Source organism: Acidimicrobiales bacterium, from assembly GCA_036491125.1.
Taxonomy (GTDB): Bacteria; Actinomycetota; Acidimicrobiia; order Acidimicrobiales; family AC-9; genus AC-9.
Genome location: DASXCO010000189.1, coordinates 37,941 through 52,943, shown reverse-complemented (window position 1 = coordinate 52,943; position 15,003 = coordinate 37,941). Strand labels below are relative to the sequence as shown.

The window sequence follows — 15,003 nt, the reverse complement described above, 5'->3', positions numbered from 1 at the left end:
GCGGCTCGTCTCCCGAGCCAGCCCGGCCAGCGTGATCCAGGCATCGGTCGGGCCCGGCTCACCCGTGCCCCCGGTCACCCCGGGGATGTGCAGGTAGTGGTCCGAGCGGAAGAAGGCATCGAAGCCGCACTGCTCCGCCGTTCGGGCGAGGGTCAGCAGCTGGTCGTAGGTGGCCCCTTGTTGGGGCTCGGTGAAGATCCGGACTCGCACGAACAATCCTCTCAGCCCGGCGCGGGCCCATTATCGTTAGCCGGCCCGGGAGGAGCCTGAGAACCAGGGGCCCACACGCCGCGAGCGCGGCCGACCGCTCCCACTCCCACCAGGGTCGAGGCGTACGGGCCGAAGCGGATCCTACGGAAGTGCACGCCCAAGCACCAGTATGGGACCTCGAGAAGGGGTCTGCGAAAACGCCGGGCCCTCGCTCAGGCAGATCAGAAGGTGGCCGTGCTCATCGGATGGCCGGGTGAAGTCGCGACGGGCGGGACCCGGGGGAAAGCCGAAGCTCGTCGTACCACCGCGCCGACAACGGCCCCTCGTATTCGGAATACCGATCATGCTCGAAAATGTGGGCAAGGTAGATCTTCTCGGGCCAGCTCAGCTCGAACTCCGTACGGGGCAACCCGTACTTGAGGCCGTGAACAGGGCCGACCTTGCGGTGGGTGTGAATCTCGTTGAACTCAGCGATGGCTGCTCGCTCGCCGTTGAAGTCGCTCCAGCCGAGCCCGAATATGTCGTCGAAATAACACACGACCCGAGGCAGGATTCGGCCGGAATCGCCATCAAGGAGATGGAAGGCGTGCATAGTCGAGGTGTAGTAGTCCAGGTCGAATGCTACGAAGCCGACCGGCGGATGTTCCTCGGCAAGCCACTCCCTTGCTGTGGTCTCGACCGGGCCCAAGACGAGGCGGCCGCGGCTCAGCCGGGTCTCGAGAGCGTGAACATCCATTGGGAAGTTCCCACCCTGTATGACGAAGGGGGCGTCTCGGAGATCTTGCGGCTCGGGCATCCCCGTCCCTGAGTCGAACCCGAAGACGTCGATGCCGACTCCGAGCAACGACTCGACCAACTCTGCCACCGATTCGAGGGCGAGAAGCCCGTTCCCGCCCGCGACGCCGAACTCGATCGCCGACATCCGTTCGATGCCGAGGCTGCGCGCGAGCTTTGCCGCTGCCAGCACCGACCAGAGATAGTGCGGTCGTGACGTCCCCGCAGTAGCCCGGCACCAAGTGAACATCGATGTGATGTCGGTCATGTCGGGCGGATCGGGAGGCGCGGAAGAGACATTGATGTTCTTGACCCATTGTCGGGCACGGCGTCCCGCTGCTCTCACGCGTCGGCCGACGCTTGGTGGTACCCGTTGAGAGACGTTGGCGACATATGCAGCCATATGATCCTCACACGCACTGCCGTGCCTCTCGCGCTCCGCTATCGAGGCGTGGTCGGTCTCCTGATCGGCGCGTCGACCTCCGGTGGCGTCGGCTTGTCGTTTGGGCTCGAACCATGTTCTGGGATCAACGGCCGAGCAGCCGACAACTTGCGGTATCCGACAGAGAAACTTGTGCCCTCGGCGCTCCGAGCGGGCCGGGCCGCGAAGGCGACGCGCCATTTGCGACGGCCTGGGGGCGGCGAATGCCCGGTTTTACGTCACGGTCGCCCCGACCGCCGCGGTTACCGCCGGGGCGGGCGAGGGGTGCCTACGTCCCGACCAGCTGCGACGAAGGCGGAGAAATGGCGATTCGATGGCTATGTAACTGACCAGTGCTACGGCGATACAGAGCGGCAGGAGGATGGCAAGCAGGGGCAGGAACCCGGTCGGCGACCATCGGGCGCCCGCGACCTCCTGGACGATCGGCATGTGCCAGAGATAGAGGCTGTAGGAGGCGGTGCCGAGCACGGCGAGAGGACGCCAGTCGAGACCGCGGACGAGCCGGCCTCTCCGAAGTGGCAGCGCCGCCGAGCCAACCACCAGGAAGCTGGCCAGGGCCGCGACCGCGTCGAGGTCGTACCGCCAGAAAGTCAGCAGCCACAGCGGAAGAGAGGCGAGGAGCCACGTGTTGCCATTCTGCAGCGGGCCAGCCAGCCACCTAGGTGTTCCCGCTTCCCAACGAACGCGGACCAGGGCGAGCGCGAGCCCCGAGACGAAGAAAAGGAAAGTCGTCGGAAGGGAGTACTCCCACCGGAGGTCGTGATGCGCAGGGTGGACGACCAGGGCTATCCGCAGGCCGAGGCTGGCGCCGGCGAGCACGGCGAGCATCAATGCGGCCCGGAGGTACGAACGGCGGGCGAGGAGACGGATCGCCGCGGCAAGCACTGGGAGCAGTATGTAGAAGTGCAGCTCGACGACGAGTGACCACATGGGTCCGTCGACGGTGCCCACGGTATGACGGGAGAAGCTCTCCCCGAATACAGCAAAGCGCCACCACTGGTCGAACGTCCCCCCGTGCTGGGTGGTCAAGAGGACGACGATGAGGACTGCGTAGTACAGCGGAAGGATGCGCACGGCCCTGTTGCCGAGATAGCGGCTCAGCCTGATGCTGGTTCCAGCCCCGAAGTCCCGACGCGCGAAGGGAAGGTAGAGCAGGTACCCCGATAGGGCGAAGAACAGGAACACCGCGAACCCCCCGCCCAGGAGTACGCGGTGGAGAAAACCTCCGTAGATTGCCGGTCCCCACAGATAGGCGAACCCGAAGACGTGCGACACCAACACGGCGACGGCAGCCAACGCCCGCAGCGATTCCATGCTGGCGAGCCGGGTCTCGCCGGCCTGATCGATGCGACCCCCGGCCTCTGGCTCTGCCCCCTCCGCGGCATCGGCCTCCACTCCGTGCGCCGCTGCCCTTCCTACGGTGCCCGAGCGAACCTCAGCCTTCGATGCGGAGACCATGAACGAATGTTCCGCCCATGGCGGCCTGGTTCCTGCGTCGCCCATGCTCACCGCGTGGTGACTGCACGCGATGCGACGGTGGCTCCTGAATTTCAGTGCTATCAATGACTTCCCTTGCTACTTCGCGCTAGGGTCGAGCGGTGGCCTCCCCCGATGTGACGCGCGCCTTGGAGCAAGTCGTGCGGGCGCTGCCCCAGGGAGGGGAAGCTCGTGAGGGACAACGGGCCATGGCCGAGGCGGTGGGGCGGGCAATCCACGATCGCCGCCACCTGGTTGTCCAGGCCGGGACCGGGACTGGGAAGTCGCTGGCCTATCTGATCCCCGCGATCCTGTCCGGCAAGCGCGTGGTAGTCGCCACTGCCACCAAGGCGCTACAGGACCAGCTGGCCACGAACGACCTCCCGTTCCTCGCTCGTCATCTGGGACGACCGTTTCGGTTCGCCGTGCTCAAAGGCAGGTCCAACTACTTGTGCCGCCAACGAGCCGCCGAGATGGCCGGAGGGGGGGAGCAGTTGGGCCTGGAGGAGGCTGCCGGCTGGGACGAAGCCGGCGCCAGCTCGGGATCGGCCGATGGCATGGTCGTGCAAGCGCGGCGCCTGCTGAGCTGGGGCGCCGAGTCGACGAGCGGCGACCGGGCCGAGCTTGACTTCGAGCCGAGCCCCCGGGCGTGGGCCATGGTGAGCGTCGGACCGAGAGAGTGCCCGGGGGCGCACCGCTGCCCCGCAGGCGAGAGGTGCTTCACCGAGGCGGCCCGGGAGCGGGCGGCGGGGGCCGACATCGTCGTCGTGAACACCCACCTGTACGGCGCCCATCTCGCCAGCGGGGGCGCCGTCCTCCCGGAGCACGATGTGGTGGTCTTCGACGAGGCCCACGAGGTCGAGGACGTGATGATCGCCGCCTTCGGTGCCGAAGTCGCGGCGGGACGCTTCCGCGCCCTCGCCCGATTGGCGCGCGCCGTGCTCCCGCGGGACGAATCGACCCTGGCCGACGAGCTGGCGGGAGCCGGCGACGGACTCGATGCAGCCCTGTCACCACACGTCGGCCGCCGGGTGCCGCCCCAGTCCGATCTGCACCTGGCCAGCGCGCTGGAGGTGGCGTCGGCCCGGCTCTCGCGGATCAGCTCAGCGCTCCGGCACGCCGATGCCGACCCCGGTCGCGACCAGCCGGGCCCGGGAGGAGCAGCCAGGACGAGGGCCGTACTGGCGGCCGGTCATCTCACGGCCGACGTGGCGATCGCGTCCGATGTGGGTCCAGATCAGGTCGCCTGGGCGGATGGACTTCCGCACGCGCCGGTACTCAAGGTAGCGCCCCTCGACGTCGGCCCGGTGCTAGCCGACGCGCTGTGGGCTCGAACAACGGTCGTTCTCACCAGCGCCACGATCCCACCGGGCATCGGACGCCGACTGGGCATGGGCGAGGGAGCCAACGACCAACTGGATGCCGGCAGCCCCTTCCCGTACGCGACGAACGCCTTGCTCTACTGCGCCACCCACCTGCCAGATCGTCGCCGCGAGGATGCTGAGGCGGCCCTGCACGAAGAGCTCGCTGCGCTGATCGAGGCAGCAGGCGGCCGCACCCTGGCGTTGTTCACCAGCTGGCGCGCCATGGAAGGGGCCGCGGCGGCGCTACGAGCGCGAGTCCCATTTCGCCTCATGACCCAGTCCGAGCTGCCCAAACAGGCCCTCGTCGAGGCGTTCTCCCGCGACGAGACCTCCTGTCTCTTCGCGACCATGGGCTTTTGGCAGGGGGTCGACGTACCCGGTCCTGCCCTGTCGCTGGTGGTCATTGACCGCATCCCCTTCCCCCGACCTGACGAGCCGTTGCTCCAGGCCCGACGGGAACGATTCGGCTCGACGGCCTTCCGGGAGGTTGACCTGCCTCGGGCCGCCACTCTCCTCGCCCAGGGAACTGGGCGCCTCATCCGCTCGGCCACCGACCGGGGAGTAGTTGCCGTACTGGACGCGCGACTGGCGAAGGCCAGCTATCGCTGGGACCTCGTGCGAGCCCTCCCGCCCATGACCCGCACCCGCACCCGCGGCGATGTCGCGGCTTTCTTCGGCCACCTCGGGGACTCTGGCAATCCATCTAGACAGCGACCGAGCGGCGAAGCAGCACTCGTACGCGCTCACTCCCCCAAGTCACTCGACGGCCCGCCGGGTGGGCCCTCGGACACCAGCCGGTGCTACGACGAGTAGACGCCAGTCCCGCTTGAAGTTGAGTAATCACCCGGTACAGGACCGTCAGTCTGGAGAGGTACCGTGGCGATCGTCGTCCACGGAACAGCCTGGCCCTGGTCAACGCTGACGGTGCACGATAGGTCGAGGCTGAGGACTGCGGACGTACGCGCGTACGTACCACCACAGTTCATCAGCAGGAGGTGGGTCGCCGCCGGCTCACCGCAGGGACTGCCTCCGAGGACGAGGGGATGTTCGAAGGCGACGGCCGGCTGGACGCCTACGGCGGCGCAACCCTCGGCAGTGCTTATCGGGTTGATCGTGCCGGTCTGGGACAGGCTCGAGTCGAGCTGGGGCGAGAGCTCACCATTGTTCAAGAACCCGACGAGACCAGAGTACGTCTGTCCTTGGATCTGAAAGACGCCTTCAAGATCCAACGAGAAGACGTGGCCTTGCGGCCCTGGATCTGGACCGGGCCCGAACCACCCCATGGCGAAGCTGGCCTCACCGTAATTCGATGGCGTCGCAGCCCCAGCAGGCTGCTGTGCCACGAATGCAGATGCGATGAGCATGAGCGCGAGAAGAGGCGCCCTCCCGTATCGCGTGGCCAAATGGCTACGCCGTATCACTATCGACCTCCCCAGCTCGACCCGTCCCACGCGGGCGCCGTAGGCCTACACCCGGGCCCGCCTTTTGGCAATTGGGGGGGCAGCGGAGACTCAGTACCCCAAGCGCTCGAGCGCGTGTGGGCGACGTTGCCAGTCCTTGTCGACCTTGACGAAGAGCTCCAGGTAGGCCCCGGGCTCCAGTTGTGCTCGCACCGCCTCGCCAACGGCTTTGAGGACGGCGCCGCCCCGGCCAATGACGATCCCCTTCTGGGACTCCCGCTCGACGAGTATCTCGCAGCGAATCCGCGGCCACTCCCATTCGGTGACCCGGCAGGCGATCGAGTGAGGCAGCTCCTCGCGTGCCTGAACCAGCAGTTGCTCGCGGACCAGCTCGGCCACCCACACGGCCTGGGGAAGGTCGGCGGCGACGTCCGGCGGGTAGTACGCCGGTCCCTCGGGCATCCGGGCCACGAGGGTGGAGACCAGCGGCTCGACTCCCTCACCGGTGACGGCCGAGACCGGGAAGTACTCCGCCAGCTCGAGGCCGGCAGCGGCCTGGAGCTGGGCTAGCACCTGGGCGGGCGAAGCGACGTCGATCTTGTTCACCACCACGATGGCATCGGTCGGGACCTGCCTGGCCACGAAGCGATCGCCCCGACCGAGCGGAGCAGTGGCGTCCAGCATCAGGACGACGACATCGACGCCGTTGATCGAGTCGGCGGCTAGGTCGTTGAGGCGCTCGCCGAGCGCTGTGCGCGGCTTGTGGATGCCTGGGGTGTCGACGAGCACCACCTGAGCCCCGGGCTGGTTGAGCACGCCACGAATCCGCAGGCGCGTCGTCTGGGGCTTGTCGGACGTGATGGACACCTTGGTTCCGAGGATGCGGTTCACGAGGGTGGACTTGCCGACATTCGGCCTTCCCACCAGGCCGACGAACCCGGTTCGCACCTGCGTCCCCTAGTCCCGGGGTTTATCCGTCGCCTCAGCTGGGTCGCCCGGCAGCTTGGCGATGCGAACCCGACCGATGCGGCGACCCTGGATCTTCTCAGCGGCCAGGCGATGACCGTTGGCCTCGACGCTCTCGCCCTCGGTGGGCACATGGCCGAGAAGGCTGAACACCAGACCCCCGACAGTGTCCCAGTCGCCATCGGGCAGCTCGGCATGGAGGAACTCGTTTACCTCGTCGACTGGCATCCGGGCATTGACCCGGTACTCGCCGTTGGCCAGGGGCTCGATCGCGGGCTCTTCGACGTCGTACTCGTCAACGATCTCACCGACGAGCTCCTCGATGAGGTCCTCGAGGGTGACGAGGCCGGCCGTGCCTCCGTACTCGTCGATGACGATGGCCATGTGGAACTTCTGGTTCTGCATCTCGCGCATCAACTCGGCGATCCGCTTCGTCTCGGGAACGAAGTGGGCCTCCCGGACGAGGCTGCGTGCGGGCGTCTCCTCGCGGTCGTCGAGGTCCGCCCGCATCAGGTCCTTGGCGTAGACGATGCCGATGATGTTGTCGATGTTGCCCTCGTAGACGGGAATGCGGCTGTAGCCGGCCCGCATGGCCACCTCGATGACGTCGGAGACGGGGTCAGACGCTTCGGCGGCCAGGATGTCGGGCCGCGGGACCATGACCTCCCGCACCACGGTGTCACCGAACTCGATGATCGAGTGGATCAACGCCCGCTCCTCGGTCTCGATCACGTCCGCCTCCTCGGCCACGTCGGCCATGGCCAGGAGCTCTCGCTCGGAGACGTAGGCGTCGGGACGACCCTTGCCTCCGGGGAGGATCAGGTTGGCGAGCCCGATGAGCACCCCCGACAACAGACGCACCGGTGGGAACCGGATCAGAGCGGCCACGATCGGGGCCGAGAAGAGGGCGGCCCGGTCGGGGTGCTGCACGGCCCAGTTCTTCGGCACCGCCTCGGCCAGGACGAAGATGACGGTCACCTCGAAGACGGTGGCCAAGGCCACGCCAAGGGCGCCGAACAGGTGCTCGGAGACCACGCCGACCAGGGTGGCGGCCACCAGCTGGCAGACGAGCACCAGGAGCAAGACCGGGTTGAGGAAGCGCTCGGGGTTCTCGACGAGGCGGGCCAACCGGCGAGCGCCTCGGCGACCCTCCTCCTCGAGGCTCACCGCCTTCACCCGGCTGGTGCGAACCAGGCTGGTCTCGGCCAGCGCCAGCACGGCGGCGAAAAGGAGAAGGATCGCGATGGCCACGACGAGTGCAGAATCGGTCGTCTCCCACCCGGTGGTGGCCAGCAGCACCATCACGCCTCTGCCGACGACGAAGCTCCGGGTCGTCGCCGGTGGTAGCGGTCCAGGAGCTCGCGCTCGCGCCGCTCCATGGCCGTCGCCTCCTCATCGTCGAGGTGGTCCATCCCGAGGAGGTGGAGGATGCCGTGGACCACGAGGAGGGCGAGCTCATCCTCGTAAGTGCCGGCGTGGTCCGGGGCGTTACGCCAGGCGACCGCGGGACAGATCACCACGTCGCCGAGGAGGCTCGGCACGTCCGCGGGCTCGGAGGGGACCCAACCCGGACCGGTGCCACCCGAGTCGGGCGAGCGGCCGCTCTCCACCGGCTCTTCGTCGATGGCGAAGGCCAGGACGTCCGTCGGCCCCTCCTCGCCCAGGAAGCGCTGGTTGAGCTGGGCCATGTCCTCCTCCTCGACGAAGAGGACGGACAGCTCTGCCTCACCAGTCACCTCTTCGGCGGACAGGACAGACTCGGCGAGACCCATCCACCGAGAGGGCTCCACCGGACGGGTCGACTGCTCGTCTGCGACGAACACCTCGATGGCCACCCTCGCCAGCTGCCCTTCTCAACGAGGCCCGGCAGTAGCCGGGCCAGATGCCCACTCGGGCGCGGGCTCGGGCGCCAGCCCGCGGGGCGACTCGCCGTCAGGCGGCGTCGTCCGGGTCGGTCCCACGGAGGGCCCGGGCGCCGAACCGCGGCCGACCGGGCCCCCGCCGCCAACCCGCTCGTAGGCCGAGACGATGTCGGCCACGATGCGATGACGGACGACGTCGCGCTGGGTGAGCCACACGAAGGCCAGGTCGTCGATACCGTCCAGGATCCGGTCGAGTCCGACCATCCCGGAGCGCCCCCCCGCCAGATCGACCTGGGTCACGTCGCCGGTCACCACGGCCTTGGAGCCGAAGCCGATCCGGGTAAGGAACATCTTCATCTGCTCGGGTGTGGTGTTCTGGGCCTCATCGAGGATGATGAAGCTGGAGTTGAGCGTCCTCCCTCGCATGAAGGCCAAGGGAGCCACCTCGATGGTGCCCCGGTCGATCAGTCGCTGCATCGCCTCCGGCTCGAGCATGTCGTAGAGGGCGTCGTACAGCGGGCGGAGGTACGGGTCCACCTTGGCCATGAGGTCCCCGGGCAGGAAGCCGAGCCGCTCGCCAGCCTCGACCGCCGGACGGGTGAGGATGATCCGGTTCACCTGCTTGGCCTGAAGTGCCTGCACGGCGAGGGCCACCGCCAGATAGGACTTCCCGGTGCCCGCCGGACCGATACAGAAGGTGATCACGTTGTCACGGATAGCGTCGGTGTAGCGCTTCTGGCCAGCGGTCTTGGGCCGGACGGTCCGGCCTCTGGCCGACCGGAGGACCTCGGAGCTGAGCACCTCGGAGGGCCGCTCGTTGGCCTTGACCATGTCGATGGTTCGACCCACGTTGACGGCGTCGAGGCCGTGGCCCTTCTCCAGCAGGAGCACGAGCTCCTCGAAGAGGCGACCCACCCGCTCGGCGTCCTCCCCTTCCACGGTTATCTCGTTGCCCCGCACGAGGATCCGGGCTCCCCCGAAGGCCTCCTCCACCAGGCGCAGCAACTCGTCGCGCTGCCCCAGGAGGCCGACCATCAGATGGTTGCCGGGAACGAGGATCTTGACTTGGGTCGAGGACACGGGTATCCGCTCGCGAGGCTACCAGCGGGCCAGGCGGCGGGACGCGCTCAGTTGGTAGCTGGCGTGCCTGCCTCACAGCCCTCCCCAGCGCCACTGAGGATGCGAACTCACCGGCGGATCAGACCCAGCCGGCGTCCCTTTATGGCGTCGAGCACCGCGCTCCGGAAACGAAACAGGGTGGCCAGGGCGAGGGCGAGCGCTCCCATCGCCCCGAGAGCCAGGCCGGCGGCTGCTCCGTTGTCACCCGATGCAACCTCCTTCAGGGCAATCAGCCGGCTCTTCCCCGGGGGTGACTGACTGGCACCCCGAGCCGTGCCATCCGGAGGCAAGGGGGGCGTTTCGTCAGGCGCTCGAACGAACGGGGCACCGCCAGCCGCCAAGGCGGTGCCCCCGTCCTGAGTCGACGGGTTGCCCACGCCATTCGCCCCTATGCCCGGCGCAGCGGCAGGAACAGAGGGGCTCCCGCGGCCCGAGCCCGCAGTGCCGCCCGGCGCGCCTTCAGCCGACGCGCTACCCGGTGATCCGGCGCCAGCCACCGAATGGGCCCCGATCAGGCTCTCGGCGGGCTTGTTCTCGGGGCTACGGGGCTCGGTGTCGTTCCACGCCCACCACAGGACGCCGCCCCACCAGGGCTGTCCGACGAACGTGTCGAGGAGGGCGCGGTACGCGAGATACTGCAGGTCGGGGTTTGCCGGGTTGGGAGCGTTCCACCAGGGCTGGTTGGCCGGATAGGTGGTAGCCGTGTAGCCGGCCTCGCCAAACACGATCGGCTTGCCCCACCGTCGAGCGAAGCCAGCGACCTCGGAGAACGCGTCCTGGGTCTGGGTCGCCCCCGGAGACCGATAGGAGTGCCACCCCGCCTCCAACTGGGCCAGCGTGGGGGACTGCGCGTCTGAGAGAGGGAAGTAGGCCGAGAGGAGCAAGACATCGATCGCATCGCCCCAGCTGAACTGGGGGATCTCCCGCCAATCGACCTCGTAGCCGATCGGGCCACTAAAGCGCTCACGCGCCGAAGCGATCACCTGCCGCCAGTATCCGACGTATCCGTCCGAGGCGGTCATCTCACTGCCTACGAGGAACATCGACATGCCAGCCTGCTGGGCCAGCAAGGCGTAGTGATTGACCATCGATTGGTAGCTCGCGAAGAAGGTGGCGGGATCGGGCGGGTTGTACTCACCCCGCCAGCCGCTGTTGTTGACGTTGGAGCCGATCACGATCTTGGGCGTGAGGGTGACATTCAGCCCAGCCTGGTGCGCCTCCTGCGCAGCAGCGAGAAGGTCCGCGTCCGAATCGGTTGCGCCCGGTTCAGGGGCCACGGTCGACGAGGACGAGCTCGGGACCTCCCACCAGACATCGAAGGAGACCGTGTTGGCGCCATCGGCCTTGATCCGCTGGAACTCGGACCCGTTCTGAGCGAGCGCCTTGTAACCAGTGAGGAAGTCCACCCCAGACAGCCGACCGCCTGTGGTGTCAGCACCCGCTCTCGCCGAGGAACCTGCCGTCGTCGCCAGTGTCAGTCCGGCGATGGCGAGTGTCCCCAGCGCCACCCTCAGGATCGATCGACCCATTCCCCCATATCATACCGATAGCGTCAACAGGGGCCAAAGCCGCGAATCAGGCAATTAGGACCGCGATGGGTGCTCCTGACCAGCGGGACTGCGCCGATGGCCCGAGGATTCTGTGGGTAGGCGAGGACGGGGGACGGCAAGCGCCACGAAGACAGGACCCCGCTCTCCCGCCGCCGGAAGGATTGGGTCCCCTTCGTGTCGAAATTGCCGCGGCCGCAGGCGAACAAGTTGCCACTCAGGACATGGAGCGAATGAGCTCGACACGAGGTTCAGGACCAGCTCTTCGACGTTGCCACGGCCTGCACTCAGTGTCGGGGCGAGCACGAGGTGCACGATGACAGCCCTCCTCTCCCGAGGTCGCGCGGAGGCGCTCGGTTTGCTCGAACGTGTTACAGACCCGAGCCGCCAGCGCTATGCCATATCTCTCTTCATGGTGGGGCAGCCGGCGCTGTCCGACCGACTGGCCGCATCCCTCTACTACTTCCTGGCGGCCCCCCGGTGGTCCGGCTACGGGGACACCCGGTCGCACAGTGCGCCGCTCCTCGACGGACTCACCTCGTGTCGCACCGCTCGCCGGGCACTCGACATCGGCACCGGTGCCGGCCCCTCGGCCGCCTTGGTCGCCGATCGGGATCCAGCGACCGAGGTCACGGCCGTCGACACCTCCCGCCGAATGCTTCGCCAGGCGCGATCGCGCTATCCGCGCCCGAACCTGTCCTTCAAACACGCGACGTCAATTCGCCTGCCCTTTCCGGCAGCATCGTTCGATCTCGTCACATCGCTGAATGCAGTCCCCGTGCTCGACGAGCTTCGGCGGGTGTGCACGGACGATGCCGAGGTGCTGACGGCAAGCACGACATACCCCGTGCGGGACAACCTGTCGGCCTGGGTCGGACGCTGGCACGAAGCGGGATTCGTCCGAGTCCGAACGGGGTCTGTGGGGTCCGGCTCCTGGGAGGTATTCACGCCAAGATGACGTATGCCCTCCCGTCGGCGACGGCTGCCAGTACTAAGGAAGACAGGCCGATCTTCGTCGTCGGCTTCCAGCGCAGCGGCACAACTCTTCTCCAGGCGCTACTGGGTGCCCACCCACGGATCGCTGCACCGCCCGAGACGTACTTCTTCTTCCGCGTGTACCACCTGCGGGACTTCTGGGGTGATCTTCACGACGATGCCCGGCTGCGCCGCGTTGTTCACGAGACCCTGAACCCCGTGCCGCCTCTGCTGGCCGATTCAGGTTTCGATGAGGCTACCTTGTTCGAGCGGCTGAAGGGCTCCGATCGCACGTACCGAGCCGTCTTCAACTCGATGATGGCCGACTTCGCAGAGCGGCACGGGAAGCAGCGTTGGTCGGACAAGACCCCGGGACAGCCGGCCACCGACGCCTGGGAGCTTTTTCCAGAAGCGCAGATCGTCCACATCGTGCGGGACCCGCGGGACGTCGTCGCCTCGTCGGCAGCCATGCCGTGGGAACAAGAAGACCCGGCGGCGATCGCCCGCCGCTACCTGCGGTTCACACTCGACAATGTCAGGGCGGGCACCGCCCGCGGTCCTGCCCAGTACATGCGCGTCCGCTACGAGGACCTCTGCCGGGAAGCCGACACGACCCTGCGCCTGGTGTGCTCATTCCTCGACGAGCAGTACGACCCAAGCATGCTATTGGATCCGTCCCGTCGGCAAGCCACGATCGCTACCGCCGCTGCGCCCTGGCAGCGTCGGGCGCTCGACGCTGTGGCACCAGCTCCTCGTGGTGCATGGCAGGACCGATTCGGGGCAGCAGACCGAGCGCGGGTGTCAGCGATCGTCACGCCGATGCTCGCCCCCTACGGTTATCCGTCTCCGCGGGCGGTCGCGAGGATTGCTGGAAGCGCTCTCAACGCGGCGTCCGCCCCCGCGCGGCTGCTTTCTTCTGGTCGTGCAACCGTTACTGCCCGCCTCACCCTACGAGAGCCTGAGCAGCGGTACGCCGCTGTGCGGCGTTTCCAGGAGGAGGGCGCACGCCGAGTCTGGAGGGCTCCCAACAACACCTGAGACTTAGCGAGTCTGCTGGGGCTCCCCGCTGAGCAAACCTCCCAGTACGGCCATCCCCGACGGGGTGGGCACGTAGTTGGCGTCAGGGCCCACGTCGGCCAGCAGATCGAACTGACCCGATGTGCTGCCGTCCCAGGCAAATGCCACCCAGCCCCACCCGTGGACCTGAGCGAATTTGATGACATTCGCCATGTACCGACCGTCATTGCGATCCGGCCAGCCGAACTCGGTGATCATGACCGGAACCCGGGTAGCGACCGACACCCAGGGATTAAGGAGGGCCGGGGGATCGTAGGGATCAGAGCTGCCGCAGGTGGGCGGCGGATTGGCGGGACAAGTGTACGCATGGACGCCGTACACGATGTTGTAGCCAGCGAGTGGGGCTGTGCTCGGAAACTGCGTCGCCCATTGGTTGCCGCTGACGAAGACGAGGTTGTTCGCCGCCTGGCTCCGCACGGCGTCGTAGAGCTGCTGCATGCCTGCGGCGACAAATGTCACGCCCGCCTGGTTGACGGGACCTCCATTCCGCCAGACGGCGTCGGAGATGTCATGAGGCTCGTTGTAGAGCTCGAACGCGACCAGTGGGTTAGAGCGGTATCGCTGCGCCACCTGCCGCCAGAACGTGATGGCGTTTGGGGCATCGGCCATCTCCTGGAGCCCGGGTCTCGAGCAGGGAGCGATGGCGTTGAAATGGAGGTCGAGCACCGCAACCATGCCCAGCTGCGTGACCCATTTGACGATATTGTCGACTTTTGTGGTGTAGGCGGGATCGTAACCGCAGCTGCCAGCCAGCCAGCGCTCCTCCCCCAGGGAGACCCGGACGAGGTTGGCCCCCCACTGCTTGGCGTGGGCGATGTCGTTCTCGTTGAAGTTCGGGTCGGGGCCGTCCGACTCGAGCCCGTACCGTTGTATGCCCCGTAGGACGACAGCACGGCCGTTGGCATCGAGGATCTGATTGCCGGCCGTGTGGAGAGGGCCGATCACGGCTGGCGAGCCCGATGGGGTCGTCGTGAGTAGGGGAGAGTCGACGTAGTCGACGGCATTTTGGGTTGCGTGCCAGAACAGGATTGCCATCTCTACGAACGTGCTTCCCGTCGGGGCGATCCCGACAGCCGGAATGGTTTGGTCCCAACCACCGGCGATGGCCGGCGTAGCCTGCCCCCAGACGCTAGATAGCGGCGTCCCGGACGCTGAACGAAAGACCAAGACGACATCGGCTTGGAGTCCATTGGCAGCTCCCGCCACCCATGCCGAACCGGTGTAGGCCTGCCCTGGCACAGCCGGCGAAGACGTTCCGGGGCCGCTCCAGGAGCTGGCCGCGACGGCACGAGCTACAGGAGTCAACGGCGCCACAGCCAGCGCGCCCGCACCCGTCCGGCTGGGGCTGTTGACCCAGGTGAGCCGAGCGTCCGTACCCGCCCAGGTCCCCACACCGGGACGAAAGGCCACCTGGACCGGTGTAAGCAGATTTGGGCCCGGGGGGGCGGTTGTCGGGGGGCCCCCTGGGCTGGGCTGGCTCGGGCCGGTTACTACGGCCGGTTCCGTTCCGCGATCGACCTTGCCCTGCCCAACGACGAGGGCCAGTACGAGCGCGGTGCCGATGGCCAGGACCATCGACGCCGTCACCCAGAACGTTCTGAAGACGCCGGTGCCGCAGCGACTGTCCGACGGGCGGTCAACAGGTTGCAACGCCGACACCGGGCAGGCCGCATCCATCCACGCGGCGAAGAGCTTCCGGGCGCGAGAGGCCACCCATCGGTAGAGTCTTCGCCGCCGCGGGTCATATCCCTCCGGTACTCGCGACCGCAACCCGCAGCCTCGCCCAGAACA

The 15,003-nt window shown here is 67.4% G+C and carries 13 protein-coding genes; 4 read left to right on the top strand and 9 right to left on the bottom strand.

Annotated elements, in window-relative coordinates:
* From VGF64_15395 to VGF64_15385, 3 genes are all read right to left on the bottom strand, one after another.
* A partial coding sequence (locus VGF64_15395; GenBank protein ID HEY1636148.1) for an LLM class flavin-dependent oxidoreductase occupies window positions 1-210 on the bottom strand: 210 nt, incomplete at its 3' end.
* Window positions 211-448: 238 nt separating this feature from the next.
* The gene (locus VGF64_15390) at window positions 449-1,252 is read right to left on the bottom strand and encodes a hypothetical protein (protein ID HEY1636147.1); all 804 of its coding nucleotides are present in this window, start codon (window positions 1,250-1,252) and stop codon (window positions 449-451) included.
* A gap of 387 nt (window positions 1,253-1,639) precedes the next feature.
* Window positions 1,640-2,884, bottom strand: coding sequence for an acyltransferase (locus VGF64_15385; protein ID HEY1636146.1), 1,245 nt, complete (start codon window positions 2,882-2,884; stop codon window positions 1,640-1,642).
* Between the two features lie 140 nt (window positions 2,885-3,024).
* Here VGF64_15385 and VGF64_15380 point away from each other — a divergent pair, with 140 nt between their 5' ends.
* Complete coding sequence (locus tag VGF64_15380) at window positions 3,025-5,079, top strand: ATP-dependent DNA helicase (protein HEY1636145.1); 2,055 nt, start codon at window positions 3,025-3,027, stop codon at window positions 5,077-5,079.
* Window positions 5,080-5,777: 698 nt separating this feature from the next.
* On the opposite strand, the gene era is transcribed toward VGF64_15380, so the two are convergent.
* From era to VGF64_15355, 5 genes are all read right to left on the bottom strand, one after another.
* Complete coding sequence (gene era / locus VGF64_15375) at window positions 5,778-6,614, bottom strand: GTPase Era (GenBank protein ID HEY1636144.1); 837 nt, start codon at window positions 6,612-6,614, stop codon at window positions 5,778-5,780.
* Window positions 6,615-6,623: 9 nt separating this feature from the next.
* A complete protein-coding gene (locus VGF64_15370; protein ID HEY1636143.1) occupies window positions 6,624-7,934 on the bottom strand; it encodes a hemolysin family protein in 1,311 nt (436 codons plus the stop codon).
* Window positions 7,934-8,467, bottom strand: a complete 534-nt coding sequence (ybeY, locus tag VGF64_15365; GenBank protein ID HEY1636142.1) for an rRNA maturation RNase YbeY — start codon at window positions 8,465-8,467, stop codon at window positions 7,934-7,936. The genes VGF64_15370 and ybeY overlap by 1 nt, the downstream gene beginning before the upstream one ends.
* Window positions 8,468-8,485: 18 nt before the next feature.
* Window positions 8,486-9,574: a PhoH family protein gene (locus VGF64_15360; protein ID HEY1636141.1), complete on the bottom strand. Its 1,089-nt coding sequence runs from the start codon at window positions 9,572-9,574 to the stop codon at window positions 8,486-8,488.
* Window positions 9,575-9,681: 107 nt separating this feature from the next.
* The gene (locus tag VGF64_15355; GenBank protein HEY1636140.1) at window positions 9,682-11,142 is read right to left on the bottom strand and encodes a hypothetical protein; all 1,461 of its coding nucleotides are present in this window, start codon (window positions 11,140-11,142) and stop codon (window positions 9,682-9,684) included.
* Between the two features lie 334 nt (window positions 11,143-11,476).
* Between VGF64_15355 and VGF64_15350 the strand changes: the two genes are divergently transcribed.
* Complete coding sequence (locus tag VGF64_15350) at window positions 11,477-12,118, top strand: class I SAM-dependent methyltransferase (protein ID HEY1636139.1); 642 nt, start codon at window positions 11,477-11,479, stop codon at window positions 12,116-12,118.
* A complete protein-coding gene (locus VGF64_15345) occupies window positions 12,115-13,173 on the top strand; it encodes a sulfotransferase (protein HEY1636138.1) in 1,059 nt (352 codons plus the stop codon). Before VGF64_15350 ends, VGF64_15345 begins: the two co-directional genes overlap by 4 nt.
* A 3-nt stretch (window positions 13,174-13,176) precedes the next feature.
* Here VGF64_15345 and VGF64_15340 read toward each other — a convergent pair whose 3' ends face one another.
* Entirely contained in the window at window positions 13,177-14,247 is a 1,071-nt protein-coding gene (locus VGF64_15340) for a glycoside hydrolase family 5 protein (protein HEY1636137.1), read from the bottom strand.
* 526 nt (window positions 14,248-14,773) lie between these two features.
* Between VGF64_15340 and VGF64_15335 the strand changes: the two genes are divergently transcribed.
* Window positions 14,774-14,935, top strand: a complete 162-nt coding sequence (locus tag VGF64_15335) for a hypothetical protein (protein HEY1636136.1) — start codon at window positions 14,774-14,776, stop codon at window positions 14,933-14,935.
* Window positions 14,936-15,003: the final 68 nt, after the last annotated feature.